At 53.7% G+C, this 21,928-nt stretch carries 18 protein-coding genes; 3 read left to right on the top strand and 15 right to left on the bottom strand.

Annotated features, from left to right (window positions below):
* Window positions 1-126 precede the first annotated feature (126 nt).
* Window positions 127-1,008, bottom strand: coding sequence for a DUF6612 family protein (locus NSQ46_RS23060; RefSeq protein ID WP_007130864.1), 882 nt, complete (start codon window positions 1,006-1,008; stop codon window positions 127-129).
* A 125-nt stretch (window positions 1,009-1,133) separates the two neighbouring features.
* Here NSQ46_RS23060 and NSQ46_RS23065 point away from each other — a divergent pair, with 125 nt between their 5' ends.
* Window positions 1,134-1,691 (top strand): DUF1273 domain-containing protein, encoded by a 558-nt coding sequence (locus NSQ46_RS23065; protein WP_007130865.1) that lies wholly within the window; start codon window positions 1,134-1,136, stop codon window positions 1,689-1,691.
* Window positions 1,692-1,792: 101 nt separating this feature from the next.
* On the opposite strand, the gene ald is transcribed toward NSQ46_RS23065, so the two are convergent.
* The 13 genes from ald to NSQ46_RS23130 form a co-directional block, all read right to left on the bottom strand.
* Complete coding sequence (gene ald, locus NSQ46_RS23070; protein WP_251537079.1) at window positions 1,793-2,911, bottom strand: alanine dehydrogenase; 1,119 nt, start codon at window positions 2,909-2,911, stop codon at window positions 1,793-1,795.
* Window positions 2,912-3,183: 272 nt separating this feature from the next.
* On the bottom strand, window positions 3,184-3,411 hold the full coding sequence (locus NSQ46_RS23075; protein WP_040738904.1) for a hypothetical protein: 228 nt from the start codon (window positions 3,409-3,411) through the stop codon (window positions 3,184-3,186).
* An 80-nt stretch (window positions 3,412-3,491) separates the two neighbouring features.
* Window positions 3,492-5,006: an alpha-glucosidase/alpha-galactosidase gene (locus NSQ46_RS23080; RefSeq protein ID WP_007130867.1), complete on the bottom strand. Its 1,515-nt coding sequence runs from the start codon at window positions 5,004-5,006 to the stop codon at window positions 3,492-3,494.
* A 118-nt stretch (window positions 5,007-5,124) separates the two neighbouring features.
* Window positions 5,125-6,036, bottom strand: a complete 912-nt coding sequence (locus tag NSQ46_RS23085; protein ID WP_007130868.1) for an AraC family transcriptional regulator — start codon at window positions 6,034-6,036, stop codon at window positions 5,125-5,127.
* A gap of 80 nt (window positions 6,037-6,116) precedes the next feature.
* Window positions 6,117-8,114, bottom strand: a complete 1,998-nt coding sequence (locus tag NSQ46_RS23090) for a methyl-accepting chemotaxis protein (protein ID WP_007130869.1) — start codon at window positions 8,112-8,114, stop codon at window positions 6,117-6,119.
* Window positions 8,114-8,239, bottom strand: a complete 126-nt coding sequence (locus tag NSQ46_RS23095) for a hypothetical protein (RefSeq protein ID WP_260842840.1) — start codon at window positions 8,237-8,239, stop codon at window positions 8,114-8,116. Before NSQ46_RS23095 ends, NSQ46_RS23090 begins: the two co-directional genes overlap by 1 nt.
* Window positions 8,240-8,473: 234 nt before the next feature.
* Complete coding sequence (locus NSQ46_RS23100; RefSeq protein ID WP_007130870.1) at window positions 8,474-9,136, bottom strand: response regulator transcription factor; 663 nt, start codon at window positions 9,134-9,136, stop codon at window positions 8,474-8,476.
* Window positions 9,137-9,179: 43 nt separating this feature from the next.
* Entirely contained in the window at window positions 9,180-11,624 is a 2,445-nt protein-coding gene (locus NSQ46_RS23105; RefSeq protein WP_342574826.1) for a PAS domain S-box protein, read from the bottom strand.
* Window positions 11,625-11,930: 306 nt separating this feature from the next.
* Window positions 11,931-12,731: an ABC transporter ATP-binding protein gene (locus tag NSQ46_RS23110; protein WP_007130872.1), complete on the bottom strand. Its 801-nt coding sequence runs from the start codon at window positions 12,729-12,731 to the stop codon at window positions 11,931-11,933.
* Window positions 12,718-13,728 (bottom strand): ABC transporter ATP-binding protein, encoded by a 1,011-nt coding sequence (locus NSQ46_RS23115; RefSeq protein WP_007130873.1) that lies wholly within the window; start codon window positions 13,726-13,728, stop codon window positions 12,718-12,720. The genes NSQ46_RS23110 and NSQ46_RS23115 overlap by 14 nt, the downstream gene beginning before the upstream one ends.
* An 8-nt stretch (window positions 13,729-13,736) precedes the next feature.
* Window positions 13,737-14,573 (bottom strand): ABC transporter permease, encoded by an 837-nt coding sequence (locus NSQ46_RS23120; protein ID WP_007130874.1) that lies wholly within the window; start codon window positions 14,571-14,573, stop codon window positions 13,737-13,739.
* Between the two features lies 1 nt (window position 14,574).
* Entirely contained in the window at window positions 14,575-15,585 is a 1,011-nt protein-coding gene (locus NSQ46_RS23125; protein WP_007130875.1) for an ABC transporter permease, read from the bottom strand.
* A gap of 116 nt (window positions 15,586-15,701) precedes the next feature.
* A complete protein-coding gene (locus NSQ46_RS23130) occupies window positions 15,702-17,543 on the bottom strand; it encodes an ABC transporter substrate-binding protein (protein WP_007130876.1) in 1,842 nt (613 codons plus the stop codon).
* A 280-nt stretch (window positions 17,544-17,823) separates the two neighbouring features.
* Between NSQ46_RS23130 and NSQ46_RS23135 the strand changes: the two genes are divergently transcribed.
* Window positions 17,824-19,080 (top strand): HAMP domain-containing sensor histidine kinase, encoded by a 1,257-nt coding sequence (locus NSQ46_RS23135; protein WP_312889664.1) that lies wholly within the window; start codon window positions 17,824-17,826, stop codon window positions 19,078-19,080.
* A 235-nt stretch (window positions 19,081-19,315) separates the two neighbouring features.
* On the opposite strand, the gene NSQ46_RS23140 is transcribed toward NSQ46_RS23135, so the two are convergent.
* The gene (locus NSQ46_RS23140; protein ID WP_007130879.1) at window positions 19,316-20,614 is read right to left on the bottom strand and encodes an alpha-glucosidase/alpha-galactosidase; all 1,299 of its coding nucleotides are present in this window, start codon (window positions 20,612-20,614) and stop codon (window positions 19,316-19,318) included.
* Between the two features lie 203 nt (window positions 20,615-20,817).
* On the opposite strand from NSQ46_RS23140, the gene NSQ46_RS23145 reads away from it, so the two are divergent.
* Window positions 20,818-21,699: a helix-turn-helix domain-containing protein gene (locus NSQ46_RS23145; protein WP_007130880.1), complete on the top strand. Its 882-nt coding sequence runs from the start codon at window positions 20,818-20,820 to the stop codon at window positions 21,697-21,699.
* Window positions 21,700-21,928: the final 229 nt, after the last annotated feature.

A 21,928-nucleotide genomic window follows, 5' to 3' on the forward strand; every position in this document is an offset into this window, starting at 1 on the left:
CCCGAGCTGATCCATGATTTCGACAATGCCCGCTGATATACGGCCCGACGAGCACACACATCTAAAAAAACAGCTGTCCCGCATCCGGCGGGACAGCTGTTTCCTTAATTAATATATAATATCCGATTATTCCGCACTCAACGCTTCCTTCGGTACTTCGATCTTGCTTACCTCATTATGCTTGGAATACGTGCTCTTCATCTTCATGTCGAGCGTCACTTTCTGACCTTCGGCTTCCATTTCCATCACCATGTCCAGATCGGTCGCGGTTGGCAAGTAGGTATCCTTCTGTATGCCGTACACGATGTTGATGCTCTTGATGTCCATCTGCTCCATCATTGCAGCCGTTTGCGGGTCACCGCCTGCCTGATTCATCATGGACGTTGCGAGCTCTTTCAAATTATCGCCGGAAACCTCCGCCGTCAAGACGTACTTGTCACCTTCATCGGCTACCTTCATATCCTTGGCGATCGACTTGAACTGCTCAATCTGCTGCTTAGGGCCGGCTGCGGCCATATCCAAGCTGCTGCGGATTTCCTGCTCCGATTCTTGAGGAATTTTCATCCATTGTCCATCCATCAACATATAGATGCCTTCCTCTGTAATATATTGCTTCATCTCGACTTTGCCTTCCGGCGATTCCATCGTCATGTTCTGCATCATTTCCATCGGCTCAAGCGTTACTTCCGAATCCAGCACCATGTCGATGTTCTGCTCGGCATTCTCCGTGCCTTCCACAACGATATTTTGTTTAATATCGGCTTGCATGGCAAAGCTCTTCATGCTTTGGGAAGCTTCCACCGATTTTTCCAGAAGCTCGTCAGCCGTCGGTGCAGCTTCCTCCTTCGGCTCCTCTTTAGCGTCCTCAGCCGGCGGCGTTTCCGGCGTCGTCGCTTCCTGTCCGGCAGCCGGGGTTACCGGCTCTTCTTTAGCCTCTTTGTCATTGCCGCATGCAGCCAATCCCATAACCAAAATTGTTCCAAGTAGTACCGCTGTCCATTTCTTCAAAAGAATGTCCTCCTAAAATATGTATTCTCGCTTACTTACCCAAACCGAAACTTTGTGAAACGATGTTGCTAGATGTTTCTGAAAACTATACACTGATCCTACATCCCATCAAGGAGTGTACGCAGATGGAAAACATTCTGGTCACCGGATATCGGGCCCATGAGCTCGGTATCTACAGCAACAAGCATCAAGGCATCCCCTATATCCGCAAAGCGATAGCGAACCGGCTCATTCCGCTGCTTGAGGAAGGATTGCAATGGGTCATCACCCCCGGACAATACGGAGTCGACTTATGGGCGATCGAGGCCGCCATCGAGCTGAAGACAACGTATCCCCAGCTGAGGTGCTCCATTCTTACCGCCTACTTGAATCCTGAGGAGCAGTGGAACGATGACAAGAAGTCCTATTTCCAGCAGCTCATGAAGGGGGTCGACTTTTATGCCGCTGTCAGCAAGGAGCCCTATCGTGGCCCATGGCAATTCACGGCCAGGGATGATCTCCTTCTTCGCAAAACCGACGGCATCCTCCTCGTTTATGATGAAGACGCAGGCGAAGCGAGCCCGAAATTCATAAAGGAACGCGCATTAAACAAGCAAGCGAAGGACGGATACCAGGTCCTCAGCATCGGATCGGAAGAAATTCAATCGGTTGCCGATGAAGAGAGCATGAACCGTGACTTCTGATTCGCCGCTTGTGCCAAGGCGATGACCGTTATAAAAGAGCTCTTTTTTTCGTAATTTCGAAAAAGAGCTTTTTTTATATGTAAAACACATCTGCTGCAGCCTTAAGACAGCAAGTAATCGTCTATGCTGGTATAAGCATATCCGTGTGCAGCTGCGACCGCTTCATACGTTACTTTGCCGCCGATCACGTTAATGCCCTTGGCCAGCGCCTGATCCTGCCGGGCGGCGGATCGTATGCCTTTGTTCGCGATCTTCAGTCCATACGGAGCCGTAACGTTTGTCAACGCCAGCGTCGAGGTGCGCGCTACGGCACCCGGCATGTTAGCAACGGCGTAATGGATGACGCCGTGCTTCTCGTAGGTCGGATGATCGTGGGTGGTAATCCGGTCAATCGTCTCGATAGAGCCGCCTTGGTCAATCGCCACATCCACGATGACGGATCCGGGGCTCATCTCCTTGACCATCTCCTCGGTAACGAGCCGAGGGGCTCGGGCACCCGGGATAAGGACGGCTCCAACGACGAGGTCTGCCGTTTTCACCGTTTCCGCAATATGATACGGGTCCGACATAATGGTTTTAACTCTCCCCTGGAATAAATCGTCCAGCTGACGAAGTCGGACCGGATTGATATCCAGAATGCTGACATCCGCGCCAAGACCGAGGGCAACCCTGGCGGCATTCGTACCGACGATGCCTCCTCCGATGACTGCCACCTTGCCCGGAGCTACGCCGGGAACGCCGCTGAGCAGCACTCCTTTGCCGCCGTGCGCCTTCTCCAGGAAATGGGCGCCGATCTGAATGGACATTCTGCCGGCCACTTCGCTCATCGGCGTCAAGAGCGGCAAACTGCCATCCGGAAGCTGAATCGTCTCATATGCCACCGCGCATACCTTGCGGTCTACCAATGCTTTTGTCAGCTCCGGCTCGGGAGCCAAATGCAGGTAGGTGTAGAGAATCATATCTTCTTGGAAGTAATCGTATTCCTCCTGCAGGGGTTCCTTTACTTTGACGACCATTTCGGCCTTCCATGCATCTGCGGCAGTTCCTACCACTTTCGCCCCTGCCGCGATGTAATCCTCGTCGGTGAAGCCGACGCCGAGACCGGCACCGGATTGCACCAGCACTTCGTGCCCGGCCTTTGCATAGCTGACGACAGTGCCCGGCGTCATGCCGACACGATGCTCATTATTTTTAATTTCCTTAGGAACCCCAATGATCATCCTATGGCCTCCTTCTTCATTAAAACTTGACTCTCCACTTGCATGCATTGTAAACCATTTCCATTGTGCACGCTTACCTGTTTTAAAGTCAAGTTTATCCATTCATAATTTTGAAAGAGAAGATGTTTGCAACGGGACGCTACGTGTTCGCGTTTGTATGATTTTTCGTATAAATGCATGAGGGTTGACGCTTTCGCAATGGCTTTTGCACGACTTTTTGTACAAAATTTCTGAGGGCATGGATTTAGCAGTCTCATTTTTTGAAATATTCGTCAAATTTGTGAAATGGGGCCTTTGCTCCCCTTTAGTACAACTTTTCGCAAGATACGCGCTTTTGCTTGGGCAAGTGCGGCCAAAAAAGACCTCCGGCCGCATAAAACGGCCGGAGGTCTACCATTGCGGCGATCTCGAGCACCCTTGATCCATGATTCATGATTAATGCTGCTTAGATTCAATGATTCATCGACTTTTATGGCTTTCATTACATCGATCGCTTCCATTGACTCATTGCTTCCAACGATTCCATTAACTCCGTTAACTCTATTAACTCCATTAACTCATGGACTCCATTTTCTTCCATTCACTCCAGACCGGGCGATATTTTCTCGCGGTCTTTCCCCTTGTCGGATTCACCCGCATTCCGATTAGCCTGATCCCGGTCCTGACGCATCTCCTCGATCGTCTTCACCTTCAGCCGGGCGGCGCCTTCATAGCTTCGGGTCGGAAGAAGGCTGCCAGCGGCCAGCCGCTGCTTCGCTTCGGCTATGGCGTCCTTGTATTGGGGCAGCCAAGCTTCCCCGGCTACAAGCATCTCGTCAACCAGCTGCCAGATTTCCTTCGGATTGCACACCGCCCCGACGAGCGGATCCATCATGAATGCTTGCCGAAGCAGCTGATCGTCGCCATGTACGGCCGCTTCCACCGCTAACCGCTGTACCGAAATGCTCGCATTGCATACGGCTGCGGGACCAAGCGGCAGCTCTCCTACGAGCGGCATGGAGATCCCGTTCCGGTCGACATATCCCGGCGCTTCGATGACGGCATCGTCCGGCAGATTAGAGATAACTCCCTGGTTGACGACGTTGAAATGCCCTCGATAGACCCGCCCGGTCTCCAAGCCTTCAATGATATAGGAGCCGTGCTCTTCCCCACGGTTCTCTTGGGTGTAGCTGACAGCCGGATCCTTCATCCAGTTCGGGAAATCCGTCTCGAACCAATTCCTTCCCTCCGTGCAGACACGAAGATAGCCGCCGGTTTCTCCGTTGATCCAGCTGCCCAGGTCGATCCAATCCGGGATCTCCTCCGGACGCTTGCGGTACCACGGCACGTATTCGCTCAAATGGCCGTTGGACTCCGTGCTGTAATAGCCGAAGCGCCGAAGCATATCGATCCGGACCTTCTCGGTACGGCTGTATTCCGGATGGCGCTCGAACGCCTCCAGCAGCCCCTCGGTCAAATCCCTTCCCTGATGCGATGCTTTTATATACCAAGTCTGATGATTGATGCCCGCGCAGACAATGTCCACGTCCTTCTTGTCCAGCCCGTAGACCTCGGCAATCTGATGATGGCCGTGTTGAACCCCGTGACACAAGCCGATCGTGCGAACGCCGCCGTACTTATTGCAAGCCCATGTCAGCATCGCCATCGGGTTGGAATAGTTGAGAAGCAGCACATCCGGCAGGCAAACCTCCCGAATATCCTTGCATATGCGAAGCATTTCGGGGATTCCGCGCTGACCGTACATAATGCCGCCCGCGCATAGCGTATCGCCTACGCACTGATCAATGCCATATTTAAGCGGTATATCCACATCCGTCTGAAAAGCTTCAAGCCCTCCAACGCGAATCGTGCAAAATACGTACTTGGCACCCGCCAGCGCTTCTCGCCGGTCCGTCGTCGATTGGATGGTGATCGGCAATCCGTTCTCGTTGATGTCCCTCTGGCAGAGTTCGGTGACCATCGAGAGATTGCGCTCGCTGATATCCGTGAAGGCAATCTGAATATTCCGGAATTCCGGTACAATCAAGAGATCCCGCAGCAGTCCGCGGGTAAACCCTATGCTTCCAGCTCCGATAAACGTTACCTTAAACGACATTCGTTCTTCACTCCCAGCTTCAATATCGGTTGAAGCTATTGTAGCAACGAACCCGCGGTAAGCGTTATCAATATCATGACTTCTTTGCTTTCATCCGAGTCAAATATTCTAACCTGCTCTAGGAGTGATTGCTGATCTCGTCCTGTTTCCAGGAATTCCGGTCCTTCGAATGCCGGTATTCCACCGGCGTGCTCCCCGTATATTTCTTAAACAGCAGGTGGAAATACTGCCTGCTGGAAACGCCGACGTAATCGGAAATTTCATGGATGGGGATATCGGTCTGCTCCAGCAGCAGCTTGGCTTTTTCCATGCGGATCATCGTCAAATAATCCGTGATTGTTCTCCCGGTCCCCTTCTTGAACACGCGGTGAAGGTACCCCGGGTGCAGATTGACTTCAGCCGCAACATCCTTCACCTGGATGTTCCGGTCATAATTATGATGCAGAAAATCAACGCACCGTTTGATATAGAATTCGCTGGAAGGAACGTCGCTGCTCTCACGCTCCTTATACAGCCGGGCAACACACACAAGCAGCTGGATAAACATCAGATGCGTCATGAGCGTTCCTTCCGTTCCCCGCTGGTCAAGCTCCAGCACCAGGCTCTTCAGCACCGGATATACCTCTTCCCGATCAGCTAACACCACAAAAGGAGAGGTCTGTCCGATCAAGGAGTACACCGCCGCTTCCTCATCTGCGATATGGCGCAAGGAGGGTGAACTGCTCTCACGTTCCGCAAAACCGAATTCCACGTTAAGCATGCGGCATGAAGCCGCCTTGTCTACGATCAGCCGGTGGGGAACCTTGGCATCCAAAATAATGAACTCCCCTTTTCTCAGCTTGATCCCCTTCTCCTCATTTCCGTCCTTCACTTCGATGCGGCAGGTCCCTGAAATCATGTACATAATTTCCGTTGAATCATGGTGATGAAACGGCATCGTATAATCCGTCCACTGCTTATAGTAATACGCATAAAACCGGGGAATAAAATTGCCGCTCAACAACTGCCGCTGAAACAGGCTGCCAAACATGCCGCTATCCTCCAATCTCTTCCCAAGCAAAAAAGCCTGGCCTTAGGGCCAAGCTTATCACCATTTTCAAGGACTTGCCATCAGATTTTAAACGCCGAAACGGTATGGTTCAGCTCATCGGCCAGCTCGGCGAGAGATTGCGCGGTAGCCGCAGTTTCTTCGCTCGTCGCAGCGGTTTCCTGCGTTGAGGATGAGATATTCTCAATCGCGGATCCCACGGATACGGCCTGAGCCGCCTGCTCCTCACTCGCAGCAGCGATATCCATCACTTTCGCGGCAGACTCATTCACCATGCTGACGATGCGCTCAAAGGCTTCACCGGCCTGCTCGGTGTACCTGACCCCTTCGTGCACCGCCTCCGCGCTGTCGGTTGTATTTTGCTGCATGCCCTTTATAATGTCGGCGATCTGCTTCGTCGCTTCTCCGCTTCGCACGGCCAGCTGGCGCACTTCATGAGCCACAACCGCGAAGCCTCTGCCGTGATCTCCGGCACGTGCGGCTTCAATCGCCGCGTTCAGGGCAAGCAGATTCGTCTGTCTCGCAATGTCATCGATCACCAGCGTAATCTCACCGATCCGCTGCGAATCCTGCTCCAATCTCGCCATATGCTCGCGAACGCGATTCATCCCTTCAACCGATTGGTGGACCACCGCTCCGCCTTCGGACGCCACCTCGGCTGTCTGATTGACGAGCTCGGATGCCGACGAAGCGCTGCTTGCCACCGATGTAATGGCCGTCGACCACTCCTGGAACAGCTCGCTCATCGTCTGTACGGACTCGGCTTGCGTGCTGCTGCCAACCGCCAGCTCCTCTGCCCCTGCCGACAGCTGCTGGGAAGCCTCCGCAACCGAGAGGGCATTGCCGTTCACCCGCCCGATCATCGTCCGCATGCTCTCGCCCAGCTGCTTAAATACCCGGGACAGCGTTCCGATCTCATCGGCTTTGGCCAAATAGGCTTCCGGGATTTCTTGCGTAAAGTCTCCGCGCGACATGGATTCGCCGATCGCAACCGCTTGACCAAGCGGCTTCACGATGGACCTTGTCAGAAGCGTAACGACAATCGCCATTTCAAGCAGCGTCACAACGCCAGCGATGATAATCAACTGCAGCAACCTGTCCGACTGGGCCGTAATCTCATCGGTCGGAACAATGATTGCGACAGACCACGGCGTCTCCGTATGCCCTGTCCGGACCGGGGTGTAGAGCTTGAACAGCTCGTCATCCTGTTCCGAATATGCCTCGCCCTTTGCAATAGCACTCAAAATATCGCCGGCCGTCTCGCCCGGATAGGCATCTTCAAGCCGCTGTCCCATCCTTCCATCCTCCGGAGAGGTCACGATCACCCCGGTATTGGAGTAGATATGGGCAAACCCGGTTTCGAACAATTTGAATTGCTCCATCACGGTTTGCAGCGCCTCCAGCGAAACATCCACGCCAACGACTCCGATCGTCTTTCCGTTCTCGATAATCGGCACGACAAGCGATGTCATCATCATCTCTTCACCGCCGACTTTGAAGAGGTAAGGATCCATAATAACCTCTTTGCCGCTGTTCTTCGCAAGCAGGTAGAAATCTCCTTCTCCTTCCGCGGTGTAATCATCCGTAATCGGCGTGTGCTCAAGACCGGATTTCGTTCTGGCCCAATAAGAGATCATCCGTCCGGAAGCATCGCTCCCCAGCTTGTTCCGGAATTCCGCATCCCGGCTGTCGAAGGCATTAGGCTCCCAAATGGTCCAAATTCCTTCCCAGGACGGATTGCCCTCCAAATTCATCCGCAGCATTTCACTTACCACCTCACGGTCAGCCGAGCCGGTCTGTTTCATCCCGATAAAGCTGGCGGACAAGGTTCTTGCGCTGTTCATCACATCATCAAGCTCCCGCTGTACAAGGGCGCCAATCTTCTCGCTTTGCGTAAATGCCAGTGTTCTGGCGGAATCCAGCGCTTCATGTTTCGTCGTAAAGCTGATATATGTAATCATTCCTCCCAGCAAAATCGTAATCGACCCTAGAATGACCCACATCATTCGCGTCCGAAGCTTCATGGCAAATAATGATCTCAACCTCTCCCGTAATCCCATCAATCGTTCCCCCCGCCTCTTCTGGTTGCAGCCTTCATGATTTCCTCTTCTAGCTGAGCTAGGATGACATCAATCTCTTCGGGCGACAAGAGATCGTCCGAAGCAAACTCTAGGTCTTTTGTCATGCCACGAGCCCCTTCCCTTCCTACGTTAAGACTATATTCATCTAGTAACTTAAGCATATACACTCGCTTACGGTTCGTAACCGAAATTTTATTGCGTGATCACGCATTTTTTTTGCGGGGTACCTATTCACAATGCTGCTTTATCGTAAATTGCCTTGGTATGAGCCTTTAAAAGCTCAATCAGAGAGAAACGAAGATCGATAGAATAAAGCCATGCGATTCTTCGCTACATTATTATTGCATTTGCACAAAATCGGTATCAGACAGGATTCCGAGCTGTTTCGCCTTGATGGCAGCCTCGATTCGGGATTTGACACTCAGCTTCTGGAACAGGCTCGTTAGACAGTACTCAAGCGAACGCTGGCTCATCATGATCGTTCCCGCAATTTCTTTATTGCTCTTCCCCCGCGCTATTTCCTTTAGAATGTCGTATTCCTTGTTCGTGATCGACTGGGCTTGGTTGCCCGGGGCGCGTTCCAGCATGGTACCCGTTGTCCGGCGAAGCTGCTTCACCAGCCCGAGCGGAAGAACGACCTCCCCCCGAAGGGCGCACCGGACTGCCGTGACAAGCTGCTCCTTTCCCGCCGTCTTCAGTACAAAGCCTGACAACCCGGCATCCATGATCAGATTGAAGTGATAGCTCACTTCAAAGCCGGTATAGATAAGCATGATCGCATCCGGCATCAGCCCAAGAATCTTCTTCGCCAAATCAATGCCGTTCATGCCCGGCATATGCATATCGATCAGCATCACATCGAAATGCCGCGATGTAACGAGCTGGAGCGCCTGCTCCGGCGTGTATGCAAGCATGACCCTCATATCCTCCTCCTGCTCAAGCAGCATCTTCGTTCCCTCCATTACGGAGGGATGGTCGTCCACCAATAAAATTTCAATCATCCCTTAACCCCCTCGATCTACAGCCTGCATCCCAGGTCCAGGCTTATCTTGCCGTTACCGAAATATATACAGCCAGTCCGCCGCCTGCGGCTGAAGCGAACGCGATGGTCCCGTTCATGCAGCGCACGCGCTCCTTCATCCCGTGTATGCCCATGCTGCTGAATTGATCCCTCTGCTTCTCCAGATCTTCCAGCTCCATGCCGATGCCGTTGTCCTCGTAATTCAGAATGACCTGGCCTGATCGGGTGGACAAGCCCAGCTTTACCTCCGTTGCATTGGAATGCTTGGTCGCGTTTGCAAGAAGCTCCTGCACGATCCGGTAAAGTCCGATAAGTCTGTCGTCGCTGAGATCATCTTCGAATGCCGAGCAATCGAACGAAATGGAATAATTGGTACGCAGCTGCGTGAATTCAAACAGCGCCTCCAGCGACCGTTCAAGTCCCTCTTCCTTCAGAAGCGGCGGCCGGAGCTCATTGCACGTAATCCGGATTTGATAGATGACGTCGAGCAGTCCCTGCTCAATCTCCTCAAGCTGACCCAGAAGCTTTGGAGGCAGCTCCGTATCCGTGACGATCTGGTTCAGCTTTCTGTACCATATAATCTGCTCTTGAAGAGCCGCATCATGGAGATCCTGGGAGAGGCGCTTCCGCTCGTTCTCCGAGAGGTGAAGCATAAGGCGCAGCAGCCATACGGGCTGCCGGGAGGGCCCCAGCTTCTCCAGCTCTGCGGTCAAATCCTCGATCACGCGGAAATTATCATACAGCACGCTCCCATAACGCGAGATTGTCTCCAGCCATATTTTTATCGCTTCGTACTGAAGCAACGCCACTTTCTCGCTGATGTAAATCATGCTGTGATCCCCGTTGATCTCGCCGATCTTCACGAAATATCCGCCTGACGTCTCGTGCAGCTTGCAGAGCGGAAGCTGCTCGGGATGGCGATCGCAAATCGCATACAGAGCGTCTTTGGAGAATTCCCCGACACCTCCTGAGACGCAGAACTCTGAGCTGCCGCAGTTCAAGGTGACGAGGCTGACCTTCTCGGTTTTAAGCACTTTTTGGATTTCCTCGACGATCCTTGTATTCAGTTCACTGATCTTCACCATCCCGAACAGGTCCGAGGAGAACCGGTCAAGGCTCATCTGCAGCTGGAAATATCGCTCCTCGCTCTCCCGGATCAGCTTCTCCGCCGCATTCCGCTCCCGCTCCGCCCTCTTCTCCTCCGTAATATCCCGGATAATCGTCAGTGCTGTATTGTCCCCGATATAAGGGATTGGAGCGGTAACGACCTCGATATCGATGACCGTGCCGTCGATTTGGATAATCTGGCTCTCCACCAGCGTTGCAGTGGCCCCTTGCTCATAGACTCCCTTGACCTCCCTTCGAACCAGATCAATCTGATCAGGGGGAACGAATTGCTCATACCCCCTCCCTTCAAGCTGAGCGAGATCCGAGACGCCAAGCAGGCGCATGCCTGCCGGATTCATATAAATACATTCAAAATTCGAATGAAGCACCATCGCGACCGGAGCGATATCCAAAATATGGCGGTTGATCCGTTCGCTGTCGATCAGGGCCCGCTCGGCCGCTTTGCGGGCCGTCACATCCTCGAAGAAAATTCGGACCGCATCCGTTTCGTCGTCGGGCAATGCCGTAACGATGACGTCCACCTTGGCCCCGTCCATTCTCCGGATCGACAGCTCTTCAGGGACGACATTCCCCTTGCGAATGCGCTCGATGACCCTGCCCTGCTTGCTCTGTTCCCAGGGCTCGTACAGCCAGTCCCAAGGATCGGTCCCGAGGAAATCCTCCGGGCCGCCGGCACCCACAATCCGCAGTCCGGCGGGATTGACATAGACCAGCTTGTGCTGCCTGCATACGGCAATGGCCACCGGCGAAGATTCGACGAGCCTGCGGTATCGCTCCATGCTTTCTTTTAGCGCCTGCTCCATCTTTTTGCCCTCCGTAATGTCATGAAGCGCCTCTTCCATCTTATAGCGGGAAGTAACGTCGATCGCGATTCCATCCACCCGGACCATCCGCTTCAGCTGATCCATGGTCGGGATCATCTTCACCTGGACCCAACGCACATCGCCCGCGGCATGGACGATCCGATATTGCGTATGGACAGCTTCTCCCTGCCGCAGCTGTAGAACGCATGATTCAAGCAATGGCAGATCCTCCGGGTGAATCAGGGCTCTCCATGAGATGCCGTTCTCGAAATGCTCCGCCAAATAGCCGCTCATTTCATGAAAGGCCAGGGAGGCGTTAACAATCCGCCCCGCTCCGCAGTCATAAGACCAGATGCCGACATCGAGCGTATGCAGCAGATCGTCCAGCATTCGAAATCTGCTTTCCGCCTCCGCGAGTCTTTTTTTGTCGTCTTTTATCGAATTTCGTTGCTTATGTCTCCTCACCATGATCATGCCGATCATCAACGCGTATATGGCGAGGATAGCAAACGCCGTCCAGAAGTTTTCGTGTCTCAATAAGCGGTTCATCCCTTCTTCGTCATCCATTCTGTCGATGCCATGCCCGATCCAGTCTCACTACCTCCATGGAATGAATCGAAGGGCAGCCAAATGATATATCGGCAAATTTTGCACAAATGCGAATATCGAACGAAAAAAATCTTTGCACACAGACTGCAGTATTGCATCTGCCCCAATAGAATAAGCGGGACGTCCTTGACCGCCTGCTGCTTCTCACCTCCGAAAAAACAAATGCCCGTAAACGGTTCGTTTCCGTTTACGGGCAGCTCTGTGCTGACATGCAACAGCCGGCGTGATAAGCAATCAGGCGAGATCCCACTCCGAATGGATTTTCGGAACATCGGAAATCAGCTGGCGGGTATACGGGTGCTTCGGATTCAGGATGACTTCCTCGGCCGGCCCCTTCTCAACCACTTTCCCCTGCTCCATGATGTAAAGCGTATCGCTCACATAATAGGCCAGGCCGACGTCATGGGTAATGAAAATAATCGTCATATTGTTCTCCTCCCGCAGCTTAAGGAGCATATCCAGGATGGTCGATCTGGAGCAGGCGTCGACCATGGAGGTCGGTTCATCGGCGATAAGCAGCTTCGGATGGAGAATAAAAATTCTCGCGATCATAAGCCGCTGCATCTGTCCGCCGGACAGCTCGAACGGGTACTTATTGTGCAGCTCCTCGTATTTCAGATTGACGAAGGAGCAGGCCTCCTTCATGCGGCGCAGCTGCTCCTCCTTCGTCAGCTTCTCCCCCTGCAGCTTGATGCAATCGAGGAGAAGCTTCTCGACTCTATAGAACTGATTGAAGGAAGAGAACGGGTCCTGAAAGATCGCCTGAATATGCTTCCAATATTTTCTCCGGTCCGAATGCCGCTTCAGTCGCCTCGGCTTGCCCATATATTCGATCGTTCCGGCGCTTTCCTTCAGCAATCCCATAATCAGTTTGGCCAGCGTCGTCTTGCCGCTTCCGCTCTCTCCGACGATCGATATAATCTCGCCTTCATGAAAAGCGAAGCTGACATTGTCAACCGCGGTCGTCTTGTTGCCGCCGAAGCCGAATACCTTCGTCAGATTCTTTCCTTCGATCAGCACGTTATTCCCCTTCATTCGCATACCACTCCCTAAGCGTTTCAGGCTCGACGATGCATCGGTACGTCCGGTCCCCCAAGGTTTTGTTCGCAATCTTTCCCTGGCGGCACGCTTCCTGGGCATACTTGCAGCGATCCGCGAACCGGCAGCCCTCCGGGACGTTCTTCAGGTTCGGCGGCGTTCCCGGAATGGCCGCCAGCTTATGGCCCTTCATGCCTTCCTCCGGCACGATGATGGAGCCCATCAGCTTCTTCGTATATGGATGGATCGGATCAAAGATCATCTGCTCGGCGGTTCCCCGCTCCACGATCTCGCCCGCGTACATGACCATAATGTCATCCGTGACATGGTACAAGAGCGGCAGCTCGTGCGTTATGAAGACGAGCGACCGGATAAAGCCTTTGTCCAGCAAGCTCTTCAGCAGCTTGATCACCGCCTTTTGCGACGTAACGTCCAGGGCGGAGGTCGGTTCGTCCGCGATCAGCACTTTCGGGTTCAAAATGGTGGAGATCGCAATGACGGTCCGCTGCTTCATGCCGCCCGACAGCTCATTCGGATACGCATTCAGCACCCTCGGCGACAGGTTCAGCGTCTCGAACCGCTCGGCGGCCATATCCCATACCTGCTTCTTGGTCAGCTCGGGCCGATGCTCCTTCATGATGTCCTCGATGAAACGAATGATCCGCAGCGTCGGATTCAACGCATTCATTGCCGCCTGCGGAATGTAGGAGATCTCCCTGCCCGACACTTGGGAGCGCAGCTGCTCCTTCCCGAGCTTCATGATATCCCTTCCGCCGACGATAATGGAGCCGCCTCCGAAATGAAGCGGGGGAAAGTAAAATCCCATCAGGCTTAAGGCCAGCGTCGATTTGCCGCAGCCCGATTCGCCGGCGATGCCGAGCGTCTTTCCCTCCTCTAGCGCGAACGTGACGCCATCCACCGCATAGACATGCTCCTTGAGCCGGGTCCGGTAATACGTCTTCAATTCGTTGACTTCCAGAATATGCGTACTCACGTCATCCATCAGCTCCTAATCTTCGGATTGAATATTTCGTCCATGCCCGTATTCATCATGTACAAGGAGAACGTGATCATGGCGATCGAAATCGCCGCCGGAATGAACGCCCACCATGCGCCGGCTACCGGGGCTTCAAACACGAGCGCCCAGTTCATGATGATGCCGAGCGAAATCGTATTGTACGGGCCGAGTCCAAGCATGGAGATGGAAGCCTCAGACAGGATTCCCGACGCGGTCTGCAGCACGAAGGCCATGACGACATAGGAAGCAATATACGGAAGAATTTCAGACACGATGATCCGCGGCGTGCTGTATCCGGATATTTTGGCGATATTCACGTGATCCCGGTTCCGAAGCGAGGAGGTCTGGGCCCGCACGGCCCGCGCCGTCCACGGCCAGCTGGTCACCCCGATGATGACCGCCGTCACGAAGGAGCTCCGTGAATCGATGCTGACCGAGATCAGAATGAGAATGACAAAGGACGGAATGACGATGAAAATATTCGTGACCGCGGTCAGCAGGTTATCGATCATGCCGCCGATATATCCCGAGGTCAGTCCGATCACGAGCCCGATCGCGGTAGCGAACACGCCGGCAATAAGCCCCACCTGGAGCGATGTGCGGATACCGTAGATCAATTCCAGAAACAAATCCCTGCCGAAGTTGTCGGAGCCCAGCAGCAGCTTGGCATCGGGCGGCTGGTACGCAAGCGCGATCATCTCCAGCGGGTCGCTGCGGTTAAACAGCGGATAGATCAGCACAAGACCGATCATGGCCAGCAGCGTGCACGCCCCGAACATGAACTTCGGCGACTTGATCAAGATGCGGAATGAACTGTTCATATCACTGATCCTCCATCTGCGCGGCCTTGATTCTCGGATCGATCCAGCCGTATATGATATCGATCGTGAAGTTGGCGAGCAGCACGGCAATCGCGATGAGCAGCGTGCAGCCCGAAATCAGCGGATAATCCAGCTGCCGGATGGCGGTGAACATCCAGGTGCCGATGCCCGGATAGCTGAATACGATCTCGCAGATCAGGGAGCCGCCGACCATGGTGCCGATGGACAGGGCAAGCCCTGTAATCTGCGGCAGCATGGCGTTGCGGAACACATATCTTGCAATCCGGGAATCCCGGATGCCGAGCAGCTTGCTGTAGAGCACATAATCCGAGTTCAGCTCGTAGATGGACATTTCCCGCATGCCGATCGCTTGGCCCCCGATCGTGACGAGTACGATCGACAGGAAGGGCAGCGTGTGATGGCGGATGACCGAAGCGAAAAATTCCCAGCTTAAGGAAGGCACCAGCTGGTAGTCATAGCCGCCGTGCAGCGGGAACCAATTCAGGGACAGGGCGAACACGTACAGCATAATGATCGCCAGCGTAAAGAACGGGATGGAATTCACGAACAAGGCGACCGGAAAAATCACTTTATCGAACACGCCTTTGCGGTATGCGGCAACGGCGCCGAGGATATTGCCAAGCAGCCATCCGACCAGGATGGCCGGCAGCTGAAGGCCGATCGTCCACGGGACGGCGGAGGCCAGAATTTCCGTGACGGGCTTCGGATACAGCCCGAAGGACGTGCCCAGATTGCCGCTGAGCAGATTTTTCACATAGATCAAAAACTGTTCGCCCAAGGGCTTGTCGATGCCAAACTCAATAAGGAACGTCTCGTACACCCGCTTAATGGTGTCGCTGTCCGTCATGCCCTGCGTCATCTCCGAGACGATCATGCTCACCGGATTGCCTTCGATCATGCGCGGCAGCAGGAAATTAAGCCCGACCGCAATGACCAGCGTAAGGAAATACCAGAAGAACTTCTTGACGATGTATTTTCCGTAAACGCTCAAGCAGCTCACCCCCATGGCCTGTAAGTTGTCGCGACATGTTTCGCTGGAAAAGAGACCTATATCAGGGCCTCATTCGTCCGCTAATATAGGTCTTTCACGCGCGTTTGATTTAACAATCAGTTATGAATCTGATACAGCGCCTTGATGCCTGCTCCATCCATCGAGATTTGAGGCGGGATATTGCTGCCGTCGCCTTCTCTCGGGAAGCCCTTCCAAACCGATTCATTGACGGTATCGAACACCCAAGGGCGGTACATGAGCGGAATGGACGGAATGTCCTTCAGCCAGATTTGGGTGAGCTCGGTATATAGCGCTTTCAATTCCGCCTCGTCCGTCGTCGCCGGAATTTTCTCGATGATGGCATCCGCCTGGTCATTCTTGTAACGGCCCCAGTTCCAGAACGCCATCTCGCCGATCGGAGCAACGCCCTTGGAATACATGATCGTTCTGGCGCGGTCCCAAGGCTGGCTTGGGTTGACGCCGCCGGCCGGCGTGTTCATGATGATGTCGAATTTGCCGGTCTGCAGATCGTTGGTCCATACCGGCGCCTCCGGGAATTTCGTGCGGATCTCGATGCCGATGGCCTTGGCGTTCTGGGCAACGATCTCCAGCGCTGCGTTCCAGTCCGACCATCCGTACGGGCATTCGATTTCAAACGGACCCAGCCGCGTGCCGTTCAAAACGCGGATGCCGTCCTTGCCCTTCTTGGCTCCGATCGAATCCAGCAAGGCGTTTGCGCCCTCCACGTCGGTCGTCCATTGCAGCGGCTTGATGGCCTCCTGATCCACGTATTTCGACTCGGCATCGGTGTTCAGCGTTAAGGAAGGCTCCATTGGCGCAGAGTAGCCGCTGATGGCAAGCTCCGAGATTTTCCCGTAATCAATCGCCATGGCGATCGCCCTCCGGACATCAGGGTTATCAAGCCCCGGCTTCGACATATTGAAGAAGATGGACGGCATGGAGCCCGGCAAATAGTACGGCGCATCCTTCAGGTATGTTCGGACAGGGGCGCCGTCCTCCCACATTTTCCATACCTGCGGAATGAACTGCTGGGATACGTCGACCTGACCGCTCTTGAATGCCAAGTCGCCCGCGGCGTTATCCTTGTAGATGACGTGGGTAATGTATTTCGGTGCCGGCAGCTTGCCGAACAGCACCTGCCCCCAGTAGTTGTCGTCCCGGACGATCGTGATCTTCTGGTCATTGTAAAAATACATCTTATACGGTCCCGTTCCGATCGGGTCGGCGTTCACTTCCTTACGGATCGTCGCAAGATCATTGCCCGCCTTCTTCTCGATTTCTTCCCAGACATGCTTCGGCAGCATCGGAATCAGCTCAATGCTGTCCAGCACGGTCAGCTTGTTGGGATTTTTTTCATTCAACGTAATAATTACGGCATGGGGGCCATCGGCCTTTACGTCCGCAATATACGTCCAGAAGCTGCTCCAATTGATGTCGTATTTTTTGCCGAGCTGATACGTATAAACAACGTCCTCCGAAGTGAACGGCTTTCCGTCGCTCCACTTGGCCTCCGGATGAAGCTCAACCTTCATGTTCAGATCGTCCGTCCATTCGTACTTGGTGCCGAGGAGCGGCTCCAGCTCCCCTGTCAGCTGGTTGACCATGAACAGCGTTTCGTAGACCAATTCCCGGGAGTTCCCATAGTTGATCGGAAACGCGGCGTTCCCGCTGAGCAGGTTGAAATTCGTCGGTGCCCCCCACTGCAGGCCGTTCACATACAGCGTTTCGTTTCTAGGCGTCGCCTTCGGATCTCCTTGCGGTGCCGGCTCATCCTTGCCCCCCGGGGCCGGTGTCTCTCCTCCGGACGGCGGCGTTTCTCCCCCGGACGGCGGAGGCTCGGTTGCCGATGGCGGCGTAACGCCCTGGCATCCGGCAATAAAGAAGGAAATGGCTAACAACAGAATGAAGACGGGTCTCATAACGATTTTCAGCTTCACTCGTGAACCCTCCATTCACAAATAATGTGCTCATCGTGCTCGTTCCTCCGGCAAAAATGCCGGAATTGTGCTGCCGCTTCGCCGGAAGCGTTTTCTCGATGAATTTATATGTCCCTTCATTTCTTCTTTAGTACAGATAAATTTTGAATCCGAAATATGAACCCCAAGGATTTTGAAAGGTAGGCGTCGAATTTTTGGAGGGCGTTGATCATGAGCAAACGTGGAGGAATGGAATCTAATTATCCTAGCGAAGCAAGTAAAGGAGTGTTGTCTGCTGACTGTGATTAAGGATACTCTACTGCAGCTCTTATTTGCGTTAATGCCTTCCGTTGTCTACAACATCTATTACAGGAATCTGACCGTCAACTATTCCCGCAGCTTCATCATCATGATCTGTTCGCTTTGCCTGATCCTGTCCATGACCTTCGCTTCATCGGTGCAGGCTGGGCTGATCTTCGATATCCGCTATGTCATTATGTTCTTCGGCATCCTGTTCGGAGGGCTGACAACGGGCTGGATATTACTCGTCGAATTTATGATCTACCGGCTATACATCGGCGGCACCGGGGTGATCGACGCCATCATTATTCTTGTGATTACGTTTCCGCTATCGGTCATGCTCGCATCGGTGTATCAGAGAACGCGGCATCGGCTATGGATCGTTTTTACGGCCGGAATCAGCTTCTCCTTCATCCCGCTTACCGTACTCTACATCACGAAGCCTGATTACATTATGAACCAATTGGTATTTAACATTCTGGCCATCCCTGTTCAAAATTCCCTTGGCATCTGGCTGCTGATCACACTGTTCAACAAATCGGTAACCGACAAAGAGCTGTCCTTGAAATATATCCAGAACGAGAAAGCGGAGGCCGTCAATCATGTCGCCGCCTCGCTCGCCCATGAAGTCCGCAACCCGTTAACCACCGTCCTGGGCTTCCTGCAATTAATGAAGAGCGGAACCTTCTCTCCCGAAAAAATGAACCGGTTTCTCGAAATCAGCATGGAGGAAATCCGGCGAACCGAGCAGATTTTGTCCGAATATTTGTCCATCAGCAAGCCGGCCGCTTCGCTCCAGCAGCGACTTGAGCTTATTTCCCAAATGCAGGCCGTTGTCGAGGTTATGACCTCTTATGCGAATATGAATAATGTCGCACTTCACGTCCGCTGCCCCCAGACGCCGATCTTCATATCCGGCAGCACAGCGGAGCTGAAGCAGCTGCTGGTCAATTTCATTAAGAATGCCATCGAAGCCAGCAAGGACGTCACCAAAGGTACGGTGGAGATTTCGATTCGGGAGGAGCCGCCTCATGTCGTCATCCAAATCGAGGACAACGGAATCGGCATGACCGAGGAGCAGTTAAACCGGCTGGGCTCCATTTACTATTCCACCAAAATGAACGGAACCGGACTCGGATTAACCTTCTCCTACCAGGCCATCCGCGCGATGAACGGAAGCGTATCCGTCAGCAGCGAGCCGCTGTCCGGTACGACATTTCTAATCCGGCTGCCGATTGCAGAGGGGGTGAAAGGCTGATGGAGGCCGGTGCACCTTTCGGTGCTGCTGTGCTGGTGCTGCAATGCTGTTGATCCAATATTTGGTACTACAATGCCGGTGCTATACTCCATCAGTAAAAAAGATACCGCCTTCTATTCCGAGCCCGCCCCGTCAATATAGAATGAGCAGCCAAACTCCCGTCTGCCCACGCAAAAAAGGCGGGAATACCTCCCGCCTCGCTTGCTATTTCTATTCAAGAAGCCTGTGATTTCGTTTAGTGGAATTTCGGCAGCCAATCGCCGTGCGCCTCGATCAGATCGTCGCACAGGCTCTTGATGTCGTCCATGGACAGCTCTGCCGCCGTATGCGGATCCAGCATCGCCGCATGATAGATATGCTCCTTCTTGCCGGTCGCAGCCGCTTCCAGCGTAAGCAGCTGGGTGTTGATATTCGTGCGATTCAGCGCAGCGCACTGCGGTGGAAGATCGCCCACGTAGGTAGGCGTCACGCCGCTCGCATCCACCAGGCACGGCACCTCGACGCACGCTTCCTTCGGCAGATTTGTGATCAAGCCGGTGTTCATCACATTCCCCCCGATTTTGAAAGGAACATTCGTCTCCATCGCTTCCAAAATATAAGACGCATACTCATGGGAGCGCTTGTGCGTCAAATCTTTATTGTTCACCAGCTCTTCGCGCATCTGCTTCCAGCCCTCGATCTGATTCACGCAGCGGCGCGGGTACTCGTCCAGCGGAATGTTGAAGCGCTCGATCAGCTCCGGATAATTCCGCTTAATGAAATACGGATGATACTCGGCGTTATGCTCCGAGGACTCGGTAATATAGTAGCCGAAGTTCAGCATCATCTCCAGGCGTACCATATCGTGATGCTTCTCCTTCTGCTTCTCGGCAGCCCGCCGCTTGATTTCCGGATAGAGGTCAACGCCGTCCTTCGTAACCTCGAGCAGCCAGGCCATATGGTTGATGCCTGCAATCTTGGCCTGCACGCCTTCCTTGTCCATCCCGAGATTATCGAACAGATGCGGAATGCATGCCTGCACGCTGTGGCACAGACCTACCGTCTGAACACCGCCGAGCGTGTTCATCGCATTGGTCAATACCGCCATCGGGTTCGTATAGTTCAGGAACAGGGCATTCGGACATACCTCCCGGATGTCGGCCGCAAAATCCAGCATGACCGGAATCGTGCGCAGGTTGCGGAATATCCCCCCGATCCCGACGGTGTCGGCAATCGTCTGTCTCAGCCCGTATTTCTTCGGAACCTCAAAATCGGTAATCGTGCATGGGTCATAACCGCCGACCTGAATCGCATTGATCACGTACTTCGCGCCCCGGAGCGCTTCCTTGCGGTCGCTGTAGGATTTGATGACGCAGGTGCTGCCGCTCGTCTTCTTTATATTATTCAGCATGTTCTCGGAGTCTTTCAGTCTTACGGGATCAATGTCAAACAAGGCAAGCTCGAACCCCTGCAGCGCCGGAGTCTGCATGCAGTCTCCCAGTACGTTTTTGGCAAAAACACTGCTTCCCGCTCCGATAAATGTAATCTTGGACATAATAACGCCCTCCTTAAACCCAATGTATTCATGCGCTTTCACATGAATAACTATATGTGATTCCTGCATCCTTGAATATGGAGCAAAACAAGGGCGATATGGACATTTGTCGTTTCATCCATTAATCTATGGGTGACTCTTAAAGATGCATTCAGGGCTTAAGATTATTGAACAAGGAATCCTCCAAAGGGGGCTGATACACGATGTCCATCCTGCCTGACCACTCCCTGTACGCGATCGGCATGAACCCTTCCCCGGGCGCCCATGACCTAACCATGCTGTTCAGCGGAGAAGGCATTCCGGTACCAAGGCACAAAATCGGACCGGCCATCCACGACTACTGCTTAATTCATACGGTGACCGACGGCGAAGGCATATTCGAATGCGCCGGCAAGGTATATCCCTGCAAGGCGGGTGATACGTTCATCATTCTTCCGGGCGTTCTGTTCAGTTATCAGGCGGACGACCGGAATCCATGGCACTATCATTGGGTCGCCTTTCAGGAGAAAGGGGCTCCCTTGCTGCTTGCGGATATGGGGATTACCGCCGCAAGACCGGTCATCCGCTGCAAAGACCCGGAGGAGCTGAAGGAGCTTAAATCCATGTACAGCCGCATTCGCCTCGGCTTCAATCAGTCGGATTATCCGCGGCTTGAGGATCTGCAGGGCTCGGCCTGGCTCCGATTGCTGCTATACAAGCTTGCCATGCTGAATCAGCAGCATCTGCCTTCAAGGGAGCGGGATGTAGCTGATATTGAACGCGGTGTAAGGCAGGCGGAGCGCCTCATCTCGACGCAATATCACCAGCAGCTGTCGATCGGGCAGCTGGCGAGCACGCTCGGTTACCACCGCGCCCATCTCTCGAAGGCCTTCAAGCAGCATACCGGGTTATCCCCGATGCAGTATCTGATGAAGGTGCGAATGGAGAAGGCGAAATCCCTGCTGAGGACATCCTTTTCGATTCAAGAGATCGCCTCTTCGGTCGGCTTCAATGATGCCCTCTACTTCTCCAAGCTGTTCCGCAAATGGACGGGCATGACTCCCAGCGAATACCGCAGCGGCCCGGGTAAAGGATTGTCTGGATAAGCGGAGCGGGGGCGGGAGTGGCAGGAGGACCGGCAATGGCCTGTCCAGCCCTGGGTCCCCGGCAAACGCAAAAAAGCCGCCGGGACGTTGCTCCCGGCAGCTTTGGCCTTTGATAGCCTTGTCATGTTCAGCTTTGCCGCTTTGCTGTCATTTGTCAGCACTGAAACTTCCAGCTTGTTGTCATTGGTCAGCACTGAAACTTCCACCTTGTTGTCATTGTCAGCTCTGC

The sequence above is a fragment of the Paenibacillus sp. FSL M8-0142 genome (genome assembly GCF_038597315.1).
GTDB classification, from domain to species: Bacteria; Bacillota; Bacilli; order Paenibacillales; family Paenibacillaceae; genus Paenibacillus_AQ; species Paenibacillus_AQ lactis.